This window comes from Stappia sp. MMSF_3263 (assembly GCF_030733745.1).
Taxonomy (GTDB): Bacteria; Pseudomonadota; Alphaproteobacteria; order Rhizobiales; family Stappiaceae; genus Stappia.
Genome location: NZ_JASHIK010000004.1, coordinates 123,080 through 144,808, shown reverse-complemented (window position 1 = coordinate 144,808; position 21,729 = coordinate 123,080). Strand labels below are relative to the sequence as shown.

Genomic DNA, 21,729 nt, shown 5'->3' with positions numbered 1-21,729 from the left:
TCACGCGAAGCTCTTGCGCGGATCGAAGGCGTCGCGCACGGCCTCGCCGATGAAGATCAGCAGGCTCAGCATGGTCGAGATGACGATGAAGCCGGTGATCCCGAGCCAGGGGGCCTGGAGATTGTTCTTGCCCTGGGCCAGAAGCTCGCCAAGCGAGGCGGAGCCCGGCGGCAGACCGAAGCCGAGGAAGTCGAGCGCCGTCAGTGTCGAGATCGAGCCGTTGAGGATGAAGGGCATGAAGGTCAGCGTCGCCACCATCGCGTTGGGCAGCAGGTGTCGCCACATGATCGTGGCATTGCCAACGCCAAGCGCGCGCGCCGCCGTCACGTATTCGAAGTTGCGGGCGCGCAGGAACTCCGCCCGCACCACTCCGACCAGCGCCACCCAGGAGAAGGCGAGCAGGATCGTGAACAGGGTCCAGAAGCCGGGTATCAGCACGGAGGAGACGATCAGGATCAGATAGAGCGTGGGGATCGCCGTCCAGATCTCGATGAACCGCTGGAAGAGAAGATCGGTCCAGCCGCCGTAATACCCCTGCACCGCGCCGGCGCCGATGCCGATCGCCGAGGAAGCGACAGTGAGCGCCAGGCCGAACAGGACCGAGATGCGGAACCCGTAGACGAGGCGCGCGACGACGTCGCGGCCCTGGTCGTCCGTGCCCAGCCAGTTCCAGTTGCCAAGCGTGCAGTTCGGGTCGTCAATGCCGAGCGGATAGCGGCTGCAGCGCTCCTGCTTTTCGAGCAACCAGGAGGGCGGAGCCGGCGCCGGCACCGGGATCTCGTTGTTCACGGTGCGATAGGAATAGCGGATCGGCGGCCAGAGCATCCAGCCATTGGTGTTGATCTCTTCCTGGATGTAGGGGTCGCGGTAGTCCGTCACGGCAAGGAAGCCGCCGAATTTCTCCTCGGGATAGTCAACCAGGATCGGCGCCAGCACCTCTCCCTTGTAGACAACGACAATAGGCTTGTCGTTGACGAGAAGTTCGGCCAGCAGCGACAGCACGAACAGCACCATGAAGATCCACAGGGACCAGTAGCCGCGGCGGTTGGCCTTGAAATTGGTCAGGCGGCGGCGATTGATCGGCGACAGGAAACCGGTCGGCCGGTCCACCCGCGCGCTCACGCCCGTCCCTGCGGCAACGCTGCCCGGCTCGTTCATCGGGTGATCCGCCATCTCAGACCTCCCGGCTTTCAAAGTCGATGCGCGGATCGATCCAGGTATAGGTGAGATCGGAAATCAGGTTCACCAGCAGGCCCATGAGCGAGAAGATATAGAGCGTGGCGAAAACCACGGCATAGTCCCGATTGATCACCGCCTCGAAGCCGAGCAGGCCGAGACCGTCGAGCGAGAAGATCGTCTCGATCAGCAGCGATCCGGCGAAAAAGGATGAGATGAACGCTCCGGGGAACCCGGCAATCACGATCAGCATGGCGTTGCGAAAGACGTGACCGTAGAGCACCTGTCGCTCGTTCAGCCCCTTGGCCCTTGCTGTCTGGACATATTGCTTGCGGATCTCGTCGAGGAACGAGTTCTTGGTCAGCAGCGTCACCGTGGCGAAGGCCGATAACACCATTGCGGTGAGCGGCAGCGCCAAATGCCAGAAATAGTCCAGGATGCGGGCCGGCCAGGACAGTTGCTCCCAGTTTTCCGATGTGAGACCGCGCAAGGGGAACCAGTCGAGGAAGGAGCCGCCGGCAAAGAGCACGATCAGCAGGACGGCGAAGAGAAACCCGGGGATCGCGTAGCCGACGACGATCACCGCCGACGTCCACACATCGAAACGCGAACCATCTCTCACCGCCTTGCGAATGCCGAGCGGGATCGAGATCATGTAGGAGATGAAGGTCATCCAAAGGCCGAGCGAGATCGACACCGGCATTTTTTCGAGAATCAGGTCGAGCACCGCGATATCGCGGAAATAGCTGTCGCCGAAATCGAAGCGGGCATAGTCCCACAACATGCCGGCGAAGCGCTCGAGGGGCGGCTTGTCGAAGCCGAACTGACGTTCGAGATCCTTGATGAACTCCGGATCGAGGCCTTGCGCACCGCGATATTTCGAACCGCCCGCCGCCTCGCCACTCGTATCCGCGCCGCTGCCGGCGAAGTCGCTTCCGCCGCCGGAAATCCGGGCGGTCGCGGAAACGTCGGTGCCCTGAAGCTGCGCGATCACCCGCTCGACAGGCCCGCCGGGCGCAAACTGGATGATGACGAAATTGATGGCCATGATGCCGACCAGCGTCGGCACGATCAGCAACAGCCGGCGCAGGATGTAGGCGCCCATCGTGTCAGAGATCCCTTTCTCGAGAAACGGCGACCTGCATCATCATGCAGCCGTTTCGCCCGCGGCTTGCGTCCGCTCTTGTCATTGGACGCCGATGCGTTCGGCGCTTTCCCGGTCGAACCACCAATGCGCCTCCGGGGCGAACCCGTGCTCCGGCGGAGTGGCCGGCCGGCCAAAGATATCCCACATGGCCACGGTGTGAACCGCCTTGTACCAGTGCGGCACCCAGTAGTAGCCAGCCCGCAGCACCCGGTCCAGCGCACGGGCGGCAACCGTCATCTGCTCGCGGGTGGTCGCGGCAAGGATCTTGCCCACCAGCGCATCGACGGCCGCATCCCTGATCCCGGACAGGTTGCTGGAGCCGGGCGTATCCGCCGCCTCCGATCCCCAGTACTGGCGGATCTCCTCGCCCAGCGTCGCTGGCAGCGCGAAGCGGCGCGAGACCACGTCATAGTCGTAATCGTTGATCCGAGCCTGGTACTGCGCCGGATCGACAACGCGGAAATTGGCGGCAATGCCCAAGCGTTCCAGGTTGTTGATATAGGGAAGCGTGACCCGCTCGAAGCTCGTCGTGTTCGACATGATCTCGAAGGCGAGGGGCTGACCGTCCGGCAGCAGCAGTCTCGCCCCGTCGCGGCGGCATCCGGCCTCGCGCAACAACCGGTCCGCCTCGCGCAGCATCGACCGGTCCTGGCCGGTGCCGTCGGAGACCGGCGGCACGATTGCCGGCCCGAAGACCGCCTCGGGAACCTTGCCCCGCCATGGCTCGAGCAGCTCCAGTTCAGCGGCGTCGGGTGTGCCCTCGGCGATCATCGGCGAGTTCTGGAAGAAGGACTGGGTGCGCTTGTAGGCGCCAAAGAAGAGCGAGGCATTGGTCCATTCGAAATCGAAGGCAAGGCCGAGCGCCTGGCGAATGCGCGGATCGGAGAATTTCGACCGCCGGGTGTTCAGGAACCAGCCCTGGCCGCCCGAGGGTCGGCCGTCTGGAATTTCCTCGCGCTTGACGCGACCGTCCGCGACGGCGGGGAAATTGTATTCCGTTGCCCAGGTGCGCGAGGTGAACTCCTCGCGAAACGTCGTCACGCCCTTCTTGAAGGCCTCGAAATCCACCTGGCGGTCGCGGAAGAATTCCAGCCGCACCTGGGAAAAATTGTAGTGGCCGCGGCTGACCGGCAGGTCCGCTCCCCACCAGGACGCGACACGTTCGTACTCCACATAGCGGCCGACTTCGTGGCGGCCCACCTTGTACGGCCCGGACGACAGGGGCGGGGTCAGCGTCGTCTGTTCGAAATCGTAGCGGGTGTAGTAGACCTTCGAGAAGATCGGCATGCCCGTCGCGATCAGCGGCACCTTGCGCGACTGCCGGCCGGAGAACACCAGCGTCACCCTGTGAGGTCCCTCGACCCTCGCCTCGTCCATCTCGCGCAGTACCTGCCGGATGGAGGGATGTCCCTTCTCCTTCAGCGTCATCAGCGAGAAGGCGACATCATCGGCCGTCAGGGGACTTTCATCGTGAAACCGCGCCTCGGGCCTGAGGTTGAACGTATAGGCATTGCCGTCCGCCGACACCTCGACGCTTTCGGCCACCAGCCCGTAGACGGCGTCCGGTTCATCGAGGGCGCGCACCATCAGCGTGTCGAAACACAGTTCCATCCGCGGCGGCGCATCGCCCTTGAGGATGAACGTGTTGAAGCTGTTGAAGGTCTGCGGGTTCTGGTTGTAGGCCCAGGACGGGGCGGTGAAGGAAATTCGGCCGTCCTTCGGCGCTGACGGGTCGACATAGTCGAAACTGCCGAACCCTTGCGGGTACTTCAGATCGCCGAAGACGGACAGGCCGTGGCGGCGGTCCACCGCCTCCTCGGCAAGACCGGAGCGGACCGGGAGAAGCGTTGCCGCGGAGAAGGCCGCGACGCCGGCCAGCAACTCGCGCCGGCTCGGGTCGAATCGCGCCAGCAGGAGGCGGTCCGCGTCCCCGCTCATCCCCGGCCTCCGACGCGTTCGGCCTTTTGCGCATCCCACCACCAGATCGTGGGGAATCCGTGGGTGTATTCGGGAATGTTTTCCGGATGCCCGAAGCGGTCCCAGCGGGCGGTCCGGTCAACGTCGATATAGAACTGCGGCACGACGAAATAATGCGCCATCAGCACCCGGTCGAGCGCCCGCGTCGCGGCGACCAGTTCGTCCCGGTCGCCGGCATAGATGACCTTCTCGATCAGGGCGTCGACGCCTGCATCCTTGATGCCGCCATAGTTGCGCGACTGGGGCCGGTCCGCCGCTTCGCTGCCCCAGTAGTCGCGCTGCTCATTGCCCGGCGACAGGGACTGGGCCCAGCCGAGCGTCGTCACGTCGAAGTCGCGCTCGCGAATACGATTGATGTATTGCGGCGTGTCGACGGTGCGCAGCGTCATCTTGATGCCGATGCGCTCCAGATTGTGCGCGTAGGGCAGGACGTAGCGCTCCGAATTGGGGTCATTTCCGAGGAACTCGATCTCCAGCGGCTCGCCGGTCGCCACACTGACCATCTGCCGCCCGCGCAGCTCGTAGCCCGCCTCGCGCAACAGTTCGACCGCCTTGCGCAGATTGTCGCGCAGCGCAGCCGGATCGCCATTGACCGGGTTCTCGTAGGGTGTGGTGAAGACCCGCTCGGGCACGAGATCACGCACGCTTTCCAGGATCTCCAGTTCCTTGCCTTGCGGCAGACCGCTCGATGCGAGCTCCGTTCCGGCAAAATAGGAAGGAATGCGCTTGTACTGGCCGAAGAAGACGGTCTTGTTGGCCGTCTCGAAGTCGAATGCGAGGTTGAACGCCTGCCGGACGCGAATATCCGAGAACGGCTCGCGGCGCAGGTTCAGGACGAAGGCCTGCATGATCCCGCGCGCCTTGTCGGGGAAGGTCTCGAGGACGACGCGTCCGTCCCTGACCGCCGGGAAATCGTAACCGGTCGCCCAGTTCTTGGCGCTGTTCTCGGCGCGGAAGTCATACTGGTCAGCCTTGAAAGCCTGCAACAGAACCGTCTGGTCGCGGTAGCTCTCGTAGCGCACCTTGTCGAAATTGTTGGTGCCGACCCGCACCGGGTGCTCGTTCGCCCAGTAATCCGCTACGCGCTCGTATTCGATATAGCGGCCGGGCTCGAAAGCGCCGATGCGGTAGGGACCGGATCCGAGCGGCGCCTCCAGCGTCGCGCCGGAGATGTCGCGGGGCGCCCCATTGGCACCGGTTCCCTCCCACCAGTGCTTGGGCAGGACTATCAGCTGGCCCACGATCTTGGGCAGTTCGCGATTTCCCGGCGCATCGAAGGTGAAGCGCACGACGCGTTCTCCCGTGGCTTCCGCGCTTGCCACGTGCCGGTAGTAGAAGGCCTGGCTGGGATTGACGTCTTTCAGCTTGCCGAAACTCCAGATCACGTCATCGACACTGATCGGCGTTCCGTCATGCCAGCGGGCCTGCGGATTGAGCCGGTACTCCACCCAGGAATAATCGTCGGGGTAGCGGAAAGCCTCCGCGATCAAACCGTATTCGGCGTTGATGTTGATTTCGTCAAGCGCCGGCTCGAGCAGGGAATCGTACATCAGCCCGAGGCCGGGTGCGGTGTTGCCCTTCGGCAGGACCGGATTGAGCGTGTCGAAGCCGGTGGATTCGCCGAGCCGCACGATGCCGCCCTTGGGTGCGTCCGGGTTGACGTAATCGAAGTGCTCGAACCCTTCGGCATATTTCGGCTCGCCGCTCAGCGCCGCTCCGTGCCGCCATTCCGGCTCGGCCTGGGCAAGTCCGGCGGACATTGCCGCAAGCAACAGGGCCAGCGCCAGAAGCGGAGCCGCAAACCATGCGCCGGCACTGTCAGCATGCCTGTCGCCGGCCCTGGCCGCGATAGTACGAACTGCACGCAGGCGGGCCCACGTGTTGGTCGGGATGGGAGGGGTTTGCATCATGGCGATCGAACGGTTCCGTCTGGTTGTGAGCACCGCCAACCGGCGCGGACGCCGGCAACCGGTCCTTCGCTTTGAATTTCTCTCCAGACATATACTAGGGGGTTCGTCGCCATGCTGACAGGCGTGAAACGCTTCATGACAAAAGTTTAATCGGAAAAACAGTTCGCCAAGCCCGGTCAGGCAGCCGCGAGCTTGTCGCGATACATGCGCCGGTCCGCCAGTTCGAGGATGTCCGGTATCGTCGTCGCGTCGTCCGGATAGGTTGCCCAGCCCACGCTTGCCCGGATCGCGATGACATGATCGCCGACCTGCACCGGCTCGCTCACCACTTCCCGCAGGCGCGCGGCAATGCTGGTCGTGGTCGGATGGTGGATGACGCCGGGAACGACAACGACGAATTCGTCCCCCCCGATGCGGGCAATCGTGTCGGAATCCCGTGTTTCCAGCCGCAGCCGGTTGCCCACCTCCTTCAGCACCATGTCGCCAACCGCGTGCCCGAACGTGTCGTTGATCGGCTTGAACGCGTTGAGATCGACAAAGAAAACCTGAAAGCCGAAACCGGTGCGCTCACTGAGCGCCGCCAGCTGTTCGAGACGGTCCTCCAGAAGCCGCCGGTTAGGCAGCCCCGTCAGCGCATCATGCAAGGCCATGGAACGGGCGCGCTGCTGGGCCAGCACCACAAGCACCGACAAGGACGCGATCGCGAAGGTCACGCCAAAGCCGACGACGTGGGCGATCTGCGTTTCGGGAGACGTGACGATCCATCCCGACACGGGACGACTGGCGATCTGCCAGGTGCCGTTGGGAAGGCTGACCGGCAACACGAGCGCGTCTTCCTCGAAGAGGTTCGGGTCGCCCATGATCATGCCGCCGTCGGCTCCAAGTCCGTCGGCGCCCCGAATGGCGAAGTAATACCCGTTCGCCTCGGGCCGGATCCCGGCATCGGCGAACAGGGCCTGGATGTCGATGACCACGGAGGCGACACCCCAGTAAAGGCGATTCCGGGAGCTTTCGCTGTCGTCGACGGGGATAAGCACCGGCGAGCGCGCGATCAGCGCCTGCCCGCCCTGCACGAGGTTCACAGGTCCCGCAACGATCGTGCGGCGCTCTTCCATGACCCGCTTCACCACCGGCCATTGCGCTTCGTTGGTGCGGTAGTCGAGCCCCAGGGCGCGCAAATTGCCCATCAGCGGATAGACGTATTTGACAATGTTGTCGGGAGCCAGGGCGATCAGCTTGATATGACTGTTGGCTGCGGAAATCTCCTCGGCGAAACGGCGAAACTGACGCTGGGTCAAATCACTGTTGATGGCCGTGAAGCTCACCAGGCCCTGGGAGATATAAAGGGTAGCGCCGATCTCGCCCTCGAGCCGGGCACGCGCCTCGGACAGGCGCGCAAGCGTCTCGTTCTGAACGCGCTTGCGTGCGTTTTCGGTCAGCAGGACGGAAATGTAGCCCGTCACCCCGATACCGAACACGCAAACCACCAGCAGAACGGCGGCAGCGACCACCCGGTGTCGCCACCGGATATGCGCCAGTTCCTTTCCAGCCGACGTCTGCGTCATCTGTCCCCGTGCATCCATGAGGCATAGGCAGCCGGCGCTCCACTGCGCCATGTGACGGGCCATTCCTGCGGGAGCGCTGCCTCGCCCTCCCTAAAGTTACCTCATCACCCCCCCAGCCCGAAGGGATCAGTATTGTTAATTCTATCCCGAACCTTCACCAATCCAACACCCCATTTGCAGCAGGGAAGCCGCAGAGAGGTCCGTTCTGTTTCAAGGCTCGACAATTTGACGCTAGGGCAAACAACTTGCAATCCGGTTTACGCGCGGCGCGGCACAAGCCACATGCGAAAAGGCCGGGCAGCAAGCCCGGCCTTCAAACGGTTGTCAGCGCGCCATGGCGCCCCTTACTGATTGGCGGCCGGCGTCTCGGCACCTTCGGCCGGCGTCTCGGCCCCTTCAGCCGGCGCCTCGGGCTCGGCGGCAGGCGCTTCCGGCAGCGCCATCGGGCTTTCGGCGAGGGTGCGCAGATAGGCAACCAGATCGGCGCGATCGGCAGGCTTCTTCATGCCTGCATATCCCATCGAGGTGCCCGACACGACCGCCTTGGGAGCCGCGAGAAAGGCATCCAGGTTCTCGTAGTCCCAGGAGCCTGCCGACTGTGCGTATTCCTGCATAGCGCCGGAATAGCGGAAACCCTCATGCGAAGCGGGGGCGCGGCCGAGCACACCCCACAGCGCCGGGCCGACCTTGTTGGCCCCGCCCTGCGTGAAGTCGTGGCACGCGGCACATGCGCGCGTCAGCTTCTCGCCATTCTCCGCAGAGGCGCTTGCCAGGCGAACCGCGATCGGTTCGACCTGCGGGGCTTCCTCCGCCGGGGCGGCCGAGCTGTCCGCGTCGGCGACGACGATCTCGTAGCCCGGGATCGCCGGATCTTCCGCGTGGAAGATAATGTCCGAAACGATACCGAGACCCATCGTCACGAGAAGGACGGACAGGACGGCGCCGGCGACCATATTTAGCTTGGCAGAATTCATTCCCGCTGGCTCCAACTCCCTCGGTTGCTGCGAGGCCAATGCGAACCGGCCCCGCGCAACACGCGCGCGTGGTGAAAAAGTTGCCGGAAACTACAAAGTTTTTGACGCTCGTGTCCATAGGTATAAAAGAGCAATCCATGATACAAATCATCGCATGTCGCGCCGCGCCGTCCAAACCCGGACGAGAGCGGCCGGAAGATCGCCCGTGAGGCCTGCACTCGTCGTCATTCCGGCGCGGATGGCGTCCACGCGCCTGCCTGACAAGCCGCTTGCCGATATTGCCGGGAAACCGATGATTGTTCACGTCATGGAACGTGGCGAGGCGGCCGGAATCGGGCCGGTGGTGATCGCCTGCGACGATCCGCGCATCAAGGCGGCGGTCGAGGCAGCCGGCGGGACCGCCGTGCTGACTGACCCTGCCCTTCCGAGCGGATCCGACCGGGTCCGGGCCGCAGCCGAGACTGTCGATCCAGAGCGCCGGTACGACGTCATCCTCAACCTGCAGGGCGACGTGCCGCTGATCGAGCCGGACGCCATCAGGGCGGCATTCGACCCGCTGGCGGATCCGGCTGTCGACATCGGCACGATCGCGACCGAAATCCGCAGCGCGGCGCTGCGCGAGGACCCAGGCGCAGTCAAGGCCGTGGGCACGCCAGTGTCGGAGCGCCGCCTCCGGGCCCTTTATTTCACCAGGGCGACGGCTCCGTCCGGCCCCGGTCCGCTCTACCAGCATATCGGTCTCTACGCCTACCGCCGCAGCGCACTCGACCGGTTCGTCTCGCTTCCTCCCTCGTCTCTGGAAAAGCGCGAGAGCCTCGAGCAGTTGCGTGCGCTTGAAGCGGGGATGCGCATCGATATAGGTCTCATCGACAGCGTCCCCATGGACGTCAACACGCCCCAGGATCTCCAGGCCGTTCGAGCGGTCCTCTCGCGGCGCAACGCCAACCCCAACTGAACAACCGGTCCATCATGTCCACGAAAAAGAAAATCGTCTTCCAGGGCGAGTATGGCGCCAACTCGCATATGGCCTGCAGGAATGTCTATCCGGACTACGAGCCTGTCCCCTGCGCCACGTTCGAGGACTGTTTCACCGCGATGGAAGCGGGCGAGGCCGATCTCGGCATGATCCCGATCGAGAACTCGGTCGCCGGTCGTGTCGCCGACATCCATCACTTGCTGCCGCGGTCCTCGCTGCAGATCATCGGCGAATATTTCCTGCCGATCCGCTTCCAGCTGATGGGCCTGCCCGACGCCAAGATCGAGGATCTTGCCACGGTCCAGAGCCACGTCATGGCTCTCGGCCAGTGCCGAAAGGTGATCCGGGAACTGGGCCTGCGGCCAATCATCGGCGCGGATACGGCCGGGTCGGCGCGCCAGGTCGCGGAACGCGGCGACCGGAGCGCCTCGGCGCTTGCGCCCGAAATGGCCGCCGAGGCCTACGGGTTGAAGATCCTGCGCCGCGATGTCGAGGACGAGGCGCACAACACCACCCGCTTCCTGATCCTTTCGCGCGACACGCTGCGGGCCGCGAACAACGGTCAGACGGTGATCACCACCTTCATCTTCCGCGTCCGCAACGTCCCGGCGGCGCTCTACAAGGCGCTCGGCGGCTTCGCCACCAACGGCGTCAACATGACCAAGCTGGAATCCTACCAGCTGGAAGGCCAGTTTTTCGCCTCGATGTTCTATGCCGACGTGGAAGGACACCCGGATGACCGGTCCGTATCGTTGGCGCTGGAAGAACTCGCCTTTTACTCGGCCGAGCTGAAACTGCTTGGCGTCTATCGCGCCGACCCGTTCCGGGACAAGATCCGCGAACCGGAAGCGAACCGGGCCCTGCGCCCGACGCCCGGCATCTGACCCTTTCCCCACCACCATCAGAAGGATGCTGCCCCCGTCATGACAGGACAAAGCTTCGACACCCTTTGCATCGGCAATGCCATCTGCGACGTGTTCGCCCATGTGGAGGAGGATTTCCTCCTGCAAGAAAGCCTGGTGAAGGGCTCGATGCGCCTGATCGACACGGCGGAAGCCGTGCGTCTTTACGACAAGATGGGGCAGACAACCCGCATTTCGGGAGGCAGCGCCGGCAACACCGCAGCCGGTATCGCCGCCCTCGGCGGGGCGCCGGCCTATTTCGGCAAGGTCGCCAATGACGAGCTGGGCAATGCCTATCGCCACGACATGCGCGGCACCGGCGTCCATTTCGAGACACCGGCCCTGATCGAGGGAGAGGGACCGCCGACGGCCCGCTCGATGATCCTGATCACGCCGGACGGCGAGCGGACCATGAACACCTATCTGGGGGCCTGCGTCGAACTGTCGGAGCGGGATATCGAGCCGGAAACCGTGGCGGCCTCCGCCCTCACCTACATGGAAGGCTATCTCTGGGATCCGCCCGAGGCGAAGAAGGCCTTTCTCAAGGCCGCCGGCATCGCCCATGCCAATGGCCGCAAGGTCAGCCTCACCCTGTCCGACAGTTTCTGCGTCGACCGCTACCGCGCCGAGTTTCTCGGCATGATGCGCGACGGCACGATCGACGTGCTGTTCGCCAACGAACACGAACTGCGGGCCCTCTACGAGACCTCCGATCTGGACACGGCCATCGCCGCGGTTCGCGAGGATTGCGCGGTGACCGCACTGACCCTCGGTGCCAAGGGCGCCATGGCGATTTCACGCGGCGAGACCGTGCAAGTGCCCGCCGCCAAGGTCAGCGACATCGTCGACCTGACCGGCGCCGGAGACCTTTTCGCCGCCGGCTTCCTCCTCGGCATGTCGCGCGATTTCGACTTCACCACATCGGCGGAACTCGGTTGCCTTTGTGCGGCCGAGGTGATCGGCCATGTCGGCGCCCGGCCGGAACAGTCGCTGCGGCAGCTCGCCGGACAGCAGGGCTTCGCTCTTTAGAAAGACCCGGATCGCTTCAGCAGAAGAGGGGCGCGGACCACTGTCGGTTCGCGCCCCTTTTTCATTGTTCTCATCCATTTCCGGCCGACGGCAGGAAGGATGCCCGCCAGATGGAACCGCTCAGTCGGCAAGATCCTGAACGGAGGCAACCGTGCCTTCGTCGGTGAGCCGATAGACGATCGGAGCGCCGGTCGCCAGTTCCCGCTGGAGGATCTGCTCGGGCGTCAGGCCTTCCAGTTCCATCACCAGCGCACGCAACGAATTGCCGTGCGCGGCAACGATCACGCGCTTGCCGGAAATGACCTGCGGCAGGATCTCGGAGCGGTAGTAGGGCAACACGCGTTCCGCCGTCATCTTCAGGCTTTCGCCTCCCGGGGGCGGCACGTCGAACGAGCGGCGCCAGACATGAACCTGCTCCTCGCCGAACTTCTCCCGCGCCTCGTCCTTGTTCATGCCCGTCAGGTCGCCGTAGTCACGCTCGTTCAGCGCCTGGTCGCGAACCGTCTCGAGTCCTTCCTGGCCAAGCTCCTTGAGGATCAGGCCCAGCGTGTGCTGCGCGCGGGTCAGGTCGGACGTGTAGGCCATGTCGAAGGCCAGCTTCAGGTCCCTGAGCTTTGCTCCGGCCGCACGCGCCTCGGCCACCCCCTGTTCGGTCAGGCCGGGGTCCTTCCAGCCGGTGAACAGGTTCTTGAGGTTCCATTCGCTTTGCCCATGGCGGACGAGCACAAGGAGGTGTTCCATGACGTGAATTTCTCCAGATGGGGGTTCAGCCAGATGGCACGGGCAGCGGAATATCTCAAGCCTTGAGGCCCAGAACATCGTCCATGGAGTAGAGGCCGGGCTTGCGATCGCGCGCCCACAGGGCGGCCTTGATCGCGCCGCGCGCGAAGATCTGACGATCCTGCGCGTGATGCGAGAGCGTCACGGTCTCGAGCGGACCGGCAAGGACGACGCTGTGGTCACCGATGACGGAGCCGCCGCGCAGGGCGGCAAACCCGATGTCGCCGCGCGGCCGCTCGCCGGTGATGCCGTCGCGCGAGCGCACGCTGCGCGTGGCCAGGTCGATGCCGCGCCCTTCGGCGGCGGCCTCGCCCAGCAGCAGCGCCGTGCCGGAAGGGGCGTCGACCTTGTGACGGTGGTGCATCTCCAGCACCTCGATGTCGAAATCCTCGTCGAGCGCGGCGGCCGCCTGCCGCACCAGCGCCGCCAGAAGATTGACGCCGAGGCTCATGTTGCCCGACTTGACGATCCGCGCATGGCGGGCAGCGGGACGGATCGCCTCCACGTCGTCGTCACTCATGCCGGTCGTGCCGATCACATGGACGATGCGTGCCTGGGCGGCAAGCTCGGCGAACTGGCGGGTTGCCGCGGGCGCGGTGAAATCAAGCACCCCGTCGGCGGCTGCGAACACCGCCAGCGCGTCGTCGGTGATCGGCACTCCGTTTTTCGGAAGCCCCGCAACCTCACCGGCGTCCCTGCCCATATCCGGAGCGCCCAGCCGTTCGACGGCACCCGACAGTACGACCCCGTCAATCTGCGCGATGGCCCGGATCAGCGCCCCGCCCATGCGTCCCGCCGCACCGACAACCGCCAGCCGCATCGCCGTCATCTCCACAACTCCATCGCTTGTCGCAGTCCTCTGCTTCCCGCATCATGGGCGGTATAGCAGGTTGACGCCGGCCTGCAACGCGTCGCCACATGGCCCTGTCTCCTGTCGGCTCCCGGACACCCGGGAAGACATAGCAGTGACATCAAGCGTGCTTGCGCGAATCCGTGCGTTGGTCTCCAGTGGAGTGCGAACGCTCCTTGTAATTTTCAACAGGTACCATGCTGGGGCGATTTTTCATTCTTTATCAACTGGATACTGTTCTCTTGAAAGTGAACCGGCAATCATCCAGACTTCGCAAGGCGGTCTTCAACCTCGGAATGGAATGGTGAGAAACGACCGAAACAACATTCCGGCATGCCTTTTACTGATGGTGGCGCTGCTTGTTGCAGGATCCGCGAGAGCTGAACTCGGCCGTGAAACACCCGACGAGTACTGGAGTCTTTCCGAACTTTTCGAGAATCAGCCCGAACAGCGCGCCCTCACCGAGCGCTTCTCCGACCGGGTTGCGAATGCCGCGATGCCGATCGATGCGCCTGACGATCCCGTGCGGATCGCCATCGTCTATCCGGCAATCCAGGCCTCCGACTACTGGCGACGGAGCATTGTTGCGCTCGAGGCGCGACTCGACGAACTCGGCATCAGCTACGAAATCACGTCGCAGTTCACCCAGCCCGGCCAGGAAATCCAGGAGCAGACCCGGCAGGTGGCGGAGGCGCTCAAGTCCGACCCCGACTATCTCGTCTTCACCCTCGACGCCCTGCGCCATCGCGTCATCGTCGAACGCCTGATTGCCCGCGAGCGGCCCAAGGTGATCCTGCAGAACATCACCACACCGCTGCGCAGATGGGGAAGCGAACAACCGTTTCTCTATGTCGGCTTCGACCATGCATCGGGCACCCGGCTTCTCGCCGAGCACATTCTCCACACGCGCCCCCAGGCCGAGCCCTACGCGATCTTCTACGGCCCGAAAGGCCTGGTCAGCCAGGCACGTGGCGAGCCCTTCCGGCTCGCAATGGTCGAGCGCTCGCGCAAACGGCTCGTCGCCTCGTATTATGTCGGCTTCGACCGCGCAAAGGCACGTGAAGCAGCCATGACGCTGCTGGCGCGGCAACCCGATATAGGCTTCATCTTCTCCTGCTCGACCGATATCGCCCTGGGTGTCAGCGACGCCATCGCCGAAATGGGACTGGTCGGCAATGTCTCGACCAATGGCTGGGGCGGTGGCAGCGCCGAACTGGAGTTGCTCGAGAACGGACGCCTTTCGGCCACCGTGATGCGCATGAACGACGACAACGGCGTTGCCATAGCGGAAGCCATCTCCCTCGACCAGCAGGGGCGCGGCAACGACGTGCCGCTGGTCTATTCAGGCGCGTTCGAGCTGGTTCCCGCCGATCATGACCGGGCCCGGATCGAGGCGTTGAAAAGGAGGGCTTTCCGCTACTCCCGATGAGGCGAACAAACGATTTCAGTTTCAACAGGTTCGTGCTGGGGCTCTTCGCAGTTGCCCTGCTGACGACGTCGGCCGCGCTTTTCGCGATCAGCTATATCGGCAGCCTGTCGATCGCCGACCGGGAACTGGAACGTTTCGCCCGCAAGGAAGGCATGCTTGCCCGGCTGGTGTTCAACCAGTCGCTCGTCCGGCTCGATACCCATCTGCGCGCTCTCGCCGACAATTCGGCCCTGCGCCGCGGTATCGCATCCGGCAATGACAAGCTGGTTCGCCAGATCCTCGCCGATGCCGCCGAGCAACCGGTCGGGGCCCAGTTCGAACTGCTCGTCATCGACCGCGCCGGAATGCCCGGCTGGATCGATGCCGGCTCGTCGATCTACGACCTGGGTGCCGTCCTTCCGGCGGGCGAGCGGGCACGCTTGCCCACCGGCACCTGGCGCCTGCATATGGGAGATTCCGGGCGCGACGGCATCCCCCTGCTGCTCGCCGTCGAGGCCATTCCCATTATCGACGAGCTCGACGGGCGGGTTCTCGGCACATTGGCTGGCGGATATGTGCTGAACGACAGCATGTTCATTCTCTCGGACATGGTTCAGGCGCTCGACACGGAAAGCCTGGCGCTGCTCCAGGGCAATCATGTGGTTGCCAGCGTCGGCATGATTCGAACGCAGGTGGACCTGGAAGAGCTGCATGACAGTTTCGCCGATGGATCCCACGTGCTGGTCGACGACAGGCTCCTTGTCCAGTCGAGCCTTACCGGCAGCATGGACGGACCGGAAATCCACCTCGTCAGCGACCATCCCGGCGAAACGATTGAAAACATCCAGGACACCTACCGGACGCTGTTCACGCCCTTTCTTCTCTATGTGCTCGCCGGCTCGGTGCTGGGCGCCTATGCCCTGCACCGCTTCACCAGTCCTGCCCTGCAACGGCTCGTCGGCTACGCCAACAAGATTCGCAGCGACACCTCCGACCTCACATACCGGCCAGGCAAGGTGCGCGAGTTCAATGCCCTGGGCGCCACCCTGCAGGAAGCCTTCCAGGATCTGAAGGAAACCGATGCGCAGTTCCGCGCGTTGATCGATGAATCCCTGCAAGGCGTCATCATCCACGCGAACCTGAAGGTTCTTTATGTCAACGACTCCTTGTTGCGGATCCTTGGCTACAGCATCGACGACCGCCACAAGGTGATCGGCCAACCTGTTATCAACCTGTTCGCTCCCGAAGAGCACGACAGAATGTTCTCGTACAACAAGGCGCGCGAATCCGGGGCATCCGCGCCCGATGTCTACGAGGTCAAGGCAATCGCCACGGACAGCGCGCGCGTCTGGGTTGAGGTTCATCTGCGCCAGACCCGCTGGAACGGCGTCGATGCCTATTACGCGACGATCAGCGACATCTCGGAGCGCAAGCGCCAGGAAGAGCTGATTGTCCGACAGGCGAATTTCGACACACTGACGGGACTGCCCAATCGCAACCTGTTCCGCGACCGGCTGGTGCAGGCCATGTCGCGGGCGCAGTGGGAAGGCCACATCGTCGCGCTCCTGTTCCTGGATCTCGACCGGTTCAAGAACATCAACGACAGCCTTGGCCACAGCACCGGCGACCAGCTCATCAAGGCCACCGCAACCCGTATCGGATCGGTGCTCGACGACAATGACACGGTTGCCCGCCTGGGCGGCGACGAGTTTGCCGTCATCCTCAGCAACACGCGCAGCGTCTTCGACGTCGAGATCGCCGCGGCGCGCGTCCTGGAGGAACTGTCGCGCCCGCTGGTGGTCGGCGGCAATGTGGAGGTCTTCTCGACGGCCAGCATAGGCATCACCGTCTTCCCCGCCGACGGAAACGATGACGAGTTGCTGCTCCGCCAGGCCGATACCGCCATGTACCATGCCAAGGCGGAAGGCGGGAACAAGCTGCGCTTCTTCTCCGCCCATATGAACGAGCATGTCGCCCGGGCGCTGGAGCTGGAAAGTTCGCTGCGGCGCGCGCTCGAAAAGCGCCAGCTCACGCTGAACTTCCAGCCGGTGATCGATATCGGTCGCAACATCGTGTCGGGCTGCGAGGCGCTGGTGCGCTGGCACGATCCTGAGCGCGGGGCGATCTCACCCGCCGATTTCATCCCGATCGCCGAGAACACCGGCCTGATCGTTCCCCTTGGCGCCTTCGTCCTCGAGGAAGCCTGCCTGTTCTATCAGCGCTGCATCGCCAAGGGACTGGACCTGCCGACAATCAGCGTCAACGTCTCGCCGCGCCAGTGCCGTGACGAGCGGTTCATCGATCTGGTGCGCGATACGCTGGCGCGCACCGGGATGCCGCCCGACCGCCTGCATCTGGAAATCACCGAAAGCGTCATGTTCGACGAAACCGGCAGCGATCCGATCGAGACGCTGCATGCCATCCGCAGCCTGGGCATCCGGCTGTCGCTCGACGATTTCGGAACGGGGTTCTCCTCGCTCAGCAACCTGAAGCGCTTCCCGATCGACACCTTGAAGATCGACCGGTCCTTCATTCGCGATCTGGAAACCGACCGCGACGACCTCGCGCTGGTCGAGGCGATCGTCGTCATGGCGGCCAGCCTCGGCATCACCGTGATCGCGGAAGGCGTCGAGACCGAAGGCCAGTGCCGGCTTCTCGGCAATCTCGGTTGCACGCAGATCCAGGGCTTCCACCTCGGCCGCCCGATGCCCGACGAGCAGTTCCAGGGATTTCTCGGCGCGCATGGCGAAACCGGCACACCGGTTGCCGGAACCGCCTGACACGCCCGACGCCGTCCCCGGCAACCGGCACGCCTCCGCAGTCGCGTCCACAAAAGAAAACGGGCCGGGGATTGCCCCGGCCCGGCCCGTCCTGTCTTGTTCCGTTTTCAGGATGTCTCGGCGTCCGGCCCGGAGCCGGCCCTCCCGGGACGTCAGCCCTCGGAGGCGATTTCCTTGCCGGTCTCCTGATCGACGACCTTCATCGACAGGCGAACCTTGCCGCGCTCGTCGAAGCCCATCAGCTTGACCCAGACCTTGTCGCCTTCCTTGACCACGTCGGTGGTCTTGGCAACCTTCTGCGGCGCGAGCTGCGAGATATGGACCAGCCCGTCCTTGGCGCCGAAGAAATTGACGAAGGCGCCGAAGTCGACGGTCTTGACGACACGTCCCTCGTAGACCACGCCCACTTCCGGCTCGGCGGCGATGGAGTTGATCCAGTTCACGGCTGCCTTGATCGCCTTGCCATCCGCGGAGGCGATCTTGACGGTGCCGTCGTCCTCGATGTTGACCTTGGCGCCGGTCTTCTCGACGATCTCGCGGATCACCTTGCCGCCGGAGCCGATGACTTCACGGATCTTGTCGACCGGGATCTTCATCACTTCGATGCGCGGGGCATGCTCGCCGAGCTCGGCGCGGGCCTCCGACAGGGCGCTCGACATTTCGCCGAGGATATGGATGCGGCCATCGCGCGCCTGATCGAGCGCAACCCGCATGATCTCCTCGGTGATGCCGTCGATCTTGATGTCCATCTGCAGCGAGGTGATGCCCTCGCCCGTACCGGCGACCTTGAAGTCCATGTCGCCGAGATGATCCTCGTCGCCGAGAATGTCGGACAGGACCGCGAACTTGTCGTTCTCCTTGATCAGGCCCATGGCGATGCCCGCCACCGGAGCCTTCAGCGGAACGCCCGCGTCCATCAGCGCCAGCGAAGTGCCGCAAACCGTTGCCATCGACGACGAGCCGTTCGACTCGGTGATCTCCGACACGACCCGAAGCGTGTAGGGGAACTCGTGATGCGGCGGCAGCAGCGGGTGCACGGCGCGCCATGCGAGCTTGCCGTGACCGATCTCGCGGCGACCCGGCGAACCCGTGCGGCCGGTCTCGCCGACCGAGTAGGGCGGGAAGTTGTAATGCAGCATGAAGGTGGACTTGTAGGTCCCCTCCAGGGCATCGACGAACTGCTCGTCGTCGTTCGTGCCGAGCGTCGCGACGACGAGCGACTGTGTCTCGCCGCGGGTGAACAGCGCCGAACCGTGCGCGCGCGGCAGGATGCCCGCTTCCGACACGATCGGACGGACCGTCTTCAGGTCGCGACCGTCGATGCGCTCGCCCTTGTCGAGGATCGCGCCGCGCACGATGCTGGCCTCGGCCTTCTTGAAGAGATCGCCAACAACGACCTTGTCGATGCCGGCGTCGCCGGCTTCGGCGGTCAGCGTCTCGACGACCTTGGCCTTGACGGCGTCGACAGCGGCCTTGCGCTCGCTCTTCTCGCGGATCGCGTAGGCAGCGGTCAGGTCGTCGGCGGCCAGCGCCTTGATGCGCGCAGCCAGGTCCGAATGATCCGGAAGGTTCACCTCACGCGGTGCGCGAGCCGCGGTCTCGGCCAGCTTGATGATCGCGTCGATCACCGTCTGGAAGCCCTTGAAGCCGAACATGACGGCGCCGAGCATGGCGTCTTCGGTCAGTTCCTTGGCTTCGGACTCGACCATCAGCACGGCTTCGCCGGTGCCGGCAACGATCAGGTCGAGCGAGGATTCAGACATGTCGTCGATCAGCGGATTGAGGACATACTCGCCGTTGATGTAGCCAACGCGGGCGCCGCCGATCGGCCCCATGAAGGGAATGCCGGAGATGGTCAGGGCCGCGGAAGCCGCCACCATGGCAAGAATGTCCGGCGCGTTTTCCATGTCATGCGACAGGACGGTGATGATCACCTGGGTGTCGCACTTGAAACCATCGACGAAGAGCGGGCGGATCGGACGGTCGATCAGGCGCGAGGTCAGCGTCTCATGCTCCGAGGGGCGTCCCTCGCGCTTGAAGAAGCCACCCGGGATCTTGCCGGCCGCATAGGCCTTTTCCTGGTAGTTCACGGTCAGCGGGAAGAAGTCCTGGCCGGGCTTCGGCTCCTTGGCGGCGACGACGGTGGCCAGCACCTTGGTCTCGCCATAGGTCGCGAGAACCGCGCCGTCCGCCTGGCGGGCAACCTTGCCCGTCTCCAGCGTCAGCGGGCGTCCGCCCCAGTCGACTTCCACGCGATGAATATCAAACATGCTCTATCCTAGCTTTCGGTCACCCGCGGCGCCCAAATGGCCTCGCGCGGGTCATTCCCATGGGGTGGTACGAGCGGCACCATGCCCTCGCACCGGTACGAGACGCGCCACGGGCAAGACAGCGGGGAGCTCGTGAGCCCGGCTTCTCGCCGGGCATGCAAGCCACCTGCTATCCTGCCCCATGACCGTCACCCGGCCGCCCCTTTGCGGACGGCGGATACGCGAACGCGGCGCCCTTTCGGACGCCGCGTTGCCGTGTCGTCAGCGGCGCAGGCCGAGACGCTTGATCAGGTCCTGGTAGCGGCCTTCTTCGGTCTTCTTCAGGTAATCGAGAAGCGACCGGCGCAGGCTCACCATCTTCAGGAGGCCGCGGCGGGAGTGGTTGTCCTTGCCATGACCCTTGAAGTGTTCCGTGAGGTTGGCGATCCGCTCGGTGAGGATCGCGACCTGCACATCGGCAGACCCCGTGTCACCTTCCTTGATCGCATATTCCTTGATCAGTTCCGCCTTGCGTTCAGCGGTAATCGACATCGGTTGTCCTTTCGACGATGGTCGCGGTGGATGTGTCCTCCGCGAGATTGAAAACGCGCCGTGGCAGAAGTTCCCCGCGCTCGACCTCGCCGATCGCCACCAACTCTCCGTGAGTGGTAACTGAAACGAGACCGGTAGACGCCGGGGCATCCCGCCCGCGCAGCAAAACGCCCTGCCCTCTTCTGAGGCGGGCGGCGTCCTGCCGGCTGACGGCCAGCGCCGGGATGTCGTCCAGCGCGGTCGCAACAGGCAAAACAAAATCGGCGTGGGCCCCGGTGAGGCCCCCGCCGGGCGCACATTGCCCCAACTCTTCGAGAGTTTCCAGCGGAATCATGTCCGCCTCGTCAAAGGGACCAACGACAAGACGCCGCAGTTCCGCGACATGGGCGCAGGTGCCGAGCCGGCGCGCGATGTCGCGCGCCAGGGCGCGGACATAGGTCCCCTTGCCGCATTCGGCCTCGAAAACCGCATGATCGGGATCCGGGCATTCGACCAGGTCCAGCCGATGAACCTCGATGTCACGGGCTGCCAGCTCGACCGTCTCGCCGTCGCGCGCCAGATCGTAGGCGCGCGCGCCATCCACCTTGATGGCCGAATACTTGGGCGGAACCTGGCTGATCGTGCCCCGGAACTCGGGCAGGATCGCGGTGATGTCGGCGGCCGACGGCCGTATCTGGCAGGTCTCGACGACTTCGCCTTCGGTGTCGTCGGTCTCCGTTGCCTCACCCCAGCGCGCGGTGAACCGGTAGACCTTGCGTCCGTCCATGGCGAAGGAGACCGTCTTCGTGGCCTCGCCGAAGGCCACCGGCAGCAGGCCCGAGGCGAGCGGGTCAAGCGTTCCCGCATGGCCGACCTTCTCGGGATGAAAGATCTTCTTCAGGCGGGTGAGCGCGTCGTTGGAGGTGATCCCGACCGGCTTGTCGAGTACAAGCCAGCCGTCGATGCGGTTGCGGTTCGCCTTGCTGCGCCGTCCCATCGCGTCAGTGCCCGTCCCGGTCCTGGCCGTCCTCATCCTCGTCCTCGATGTCGCGGCGCACGTCTTCGCGGCGCAGCAGCGAGGTGATGCGGTCGTCGTCATCGAAACGCGTGTCGATGACAAAGCGCACGTCGGGAAGAAATTTCATCGTCAGCCGCCGGCCGAGCTCGCGACGGATGTGACGGGAACTGCGGTTGAGCGCCGCGACGACCTTGTCGGCATCCTTGCCGCCAAGCGGCATCACCAGGCAGTTCGCCAGCCTGAGATCGGGCGTCATGCGCACTTCCGGCACGGAGACGATGGTGCCGTCGAGAACGGGATCGGCAAGCGTCCCGCGCGCCAGAATGTCGGAGACCTCCTTGCGCACGAGCTCGCCGACCCGCAGCTGGCGCTGCGAGGGCATCCCTGCGGGGGTCCTGTTCGAATTGGCCATGAAACCGGTCCAGTTGGGTTAAGGCGGCGCTTTGCCTCAAGCGGC

17 protein-coding genes are annotated in these 21,729 nt (G+C 64.3%); 5 read left to right on the top strand and 12 right to left on the bottom strand.

What is annotated here, in order from left to right:
• The 6 genes from RBB46_RS06625 to RBB46_RS06600 form a co-directional block, all read right to left on the bottom strand.
• Window positions 1-1,158, bottom strand: a complete 1,158-nt coding sequence (locus tag RBB46_RS06625) for an ABC transporter permease (protein ID WP_306028228.1) — start codon at window positions 1,156-1,158, stop codon at window positions 1-3.
• A gap of 16 nt (window positions 1,159-1,174) precedes the next feature.
• The gene (locus RBB46_RS06620) at window positions 1,175-2,281 is read right to left on the bottom strand and encodes a microcin C ABC transporter permease YejB (RefSeq protein ID WP_306028109.1); all 1,107 of its coding nucleotides are present in this window, start codon (window positions 2,279-2,281) and stop codon (window positions 1,175-1,177) included.
• An 81-nt stretch (window positions 2,282-2,362) separates the two neighbouring features.
• Window positions 2,363-4,261: an extracellular solute-binding protein gene (locus tag RBB46_RS06615; RefSeq protein WP_306028108.1), complete on the bottom strand. Its 1,899-nt coding sequence runs from the start codon at window positions 4,259-4,261 to the stop codon at window positions 2,363-2,365.
• The gene (locus RBB46_RS06610) at window positions 4,258-6,060 is read right to left on the bottom strand and encodes an extracellular solute-binding protein (RefSeq protein ID WP_306028227.1); all 1,803 of its coding nucleotides are present in this window, start codon (window positions 6,058-6,060) and stop codon (window positions 4,258-4,260) included. Before RBB46_RS06610 ends, RBB46_RS06615 begins: the two co-directional genes overlap by 4 nt.
• A 326-nt stretch (window positions 6,061-6,386) precedes the next feature.
• Window positions 6,387-7,775, bottom strand: coding sequence for a diguanylate cyclase (locus tag RBB46_RS06605; RefSeq protein WP_306028107.1), 1,389 nt, complete (start codon window positions 7,773-7,775; stop codon window positions 6,387-6,389).
• A 344-nt stretch (window positions 7,776-8,119) separates the two neighbouring features.
• Window positions 8,120-8,749: a cytochrome c family protein gene (locus tag RBB46_RS06600; protein WP_306028106.1), complete on the bottom strand. Its 630-nt coding sequence runs from the start codon at window positions 8,747-8,749 to the stop codon at window positions 8,120-8,122.
• A gap of 205 nt (window positions 8,750-8,954) precedes the next feature.
• Here RBB46_RS06600 and RBB46_RS06595 point away from each other — a divergent pair, with 205 nt between their 5' ends.
• The 3 genes from RBB46_RS06595 to RBB46_RS06585 are packed head-to-tail and all read left to right on the top strand — an operon-like array spanning window position 8,955 to window position 11,656.
• A complete protein-coding gene (locus RBB46_RS06595) occupies window positions 8,955-9,704 on the top strand; it encodes a 3-deoxy-manno-octulosonate cytidylyltransferase (protein ID WP_306028105.1) in 750 nt (249 codons plus the stop codon).
• 14 nt (window positions 9,705-9,718) lie between these two features.
• Window positions 9,719-10,609, top strand: coding sequence for a prephenate dehydratase (locus RBB46_RS06590; RefSeq protein ID WP_306028104.1), 891 nt, complete (start codon window positions 9,719-9,721; stop codon window positions 10,607-10,609).
• A gap of 39 nt (window positions 10,610-10,648) precedes the next feature.
• Window positions 10,649-11,656 (top strand): adenosine kinase, encoded by a 1,008-nt coding sequence (locus RBB46_RS06585; protein WP_306028103.1) that lies wholly within the window; start codon window positions 10,649-10,651, stop codon window positions 11,654-11,656.
• Between the two features lie 120 nt (window positions 11,657-11,776).
• Here the strand turns inward: RBB46_RS06585 and RBB46_RS06580 are convergent, their stop codons facing one another.
• Window positions 11,777-12,397 (bottom strand): 2,3-bisphosphoglycerate-dependent phosphoglycerate mutase, encoded by a 621-nt coding sequence (locus tag RBB46_RS06580; RefSeq protein ID WP_306028102.1) that lies wholly within the window; start codon window positions 12,395-12,397, stop codon window positions 11,777-11,779.
• 55 nt (window positions 12,398-12,452) lie between these two features.
• Window positions 12,453-13,256: a 4-hydroxy-tetrahydrodipicolinate reductase gene (gene dapB, locus RBB46_RS06575; protein WP_306028226.1), complete on the bottom strand. Its 804-nt coding sequence runs from the start codon at window positions 13,254-13,256 to the stop codon at window positions 12,453-12,455.
• Window positions 13,257-13,590: 334 nt separating this feature from the next.
• On the opposite strand from dapB, the gene RBB46_RS06570 reads away from it, so the two are divergent.
• Window positions 13,591-14,715 (top strand): autoinducer 2-binding periplasmic protein LuxP, encoded by a 1,125-nt coding sequence (locus RBB46_RS06570; RefSeq protein ID WP_306028101.1) that lies wholly within the window; start codon window positions 13,591-13,593, stop codon window positions 14,713-14,715.
• Window positions 14,712-17,474 (top strand): EAL domain-containing protein, encoded by a 2,763-nt coding sequence (locus tag RBB46_RS06565; RefSeq protein ID WP_306028100.1) that lies wholly within the window; start codon window positions 14,712-14,714, stop codon window positions 17,472-17,474. Before RBB46_RS06570 ends, RBB46_RS06565 begins: the two co-directional genes overlap by 4 nt.
• Before the next feature lie 152 nt (window positions 17,475-17,626).
• Here RBB46_RS06565 and pnp read toward each other — a convergent pair whose 3' ends face one another.
• The 4 genes from pnp to rbfA form a co-directional block, all read right to left on the bottom strand.
• Window positions 17,627-19,744 (bottom strand): polyribonucleotide nucleotidyltransferase, encoded by a 2,118-nt coding sequence (gene pnp / locus RBB46_RS06560; protein WP_306028099.1) that lies wholly within the window; start codon window positions 19,742-19,744, stop codon window positions 17,627-17,629.
• 261 nt (window positions 19,745-20,005) lie between these two features.
• The gene (rpsO, locus tag RBB46_RS06555; protein ID WP_306028098.1) at window positions 20,006-20,275 is read right to left on the bottom strand and encodes a 30S ribosomal protein S15; all 270 of its coding nucleotides are present in this window, start codon (window positions 20,273-20,275) and stop codon (window positions 20,006-20,008) included.
• Window positions 20,259-21,287 carry a tRNA pseudouridine(55) synthase TruB gene (gene truB / locus RBB46_RS06550; protein ID WP_306028097.1) on the bottom strand — a complete coding sequence of 343 codons (1,029 nt, stop codon included), beginning with the start codon at window positions 21,285-21,287 and terminating at the stop codon, window positions 20,259-20,261. Before truB ends, rpsO begins: the two co-directional genes overlap by 17 nt.
• The gene (rbfA, locus tag RBB46_RS06545; protein ID WP_306028096.1) at window positions 21,256-21,684 is read right to left on the bottom strand and encodes a 30S ribosome-binding factor RbfA; all 429 of its coding nucleotides are present in this window, start codon (window positions 21,682-21,684) and stop codon (window positions 21,256-21,258) included. Before rbfA ends, truB begins: the two co-directional genes overlap by 32 nt.
• Between the last annotated feature and the right edge of the window lie 45 nt (window positions 21,685-21,729).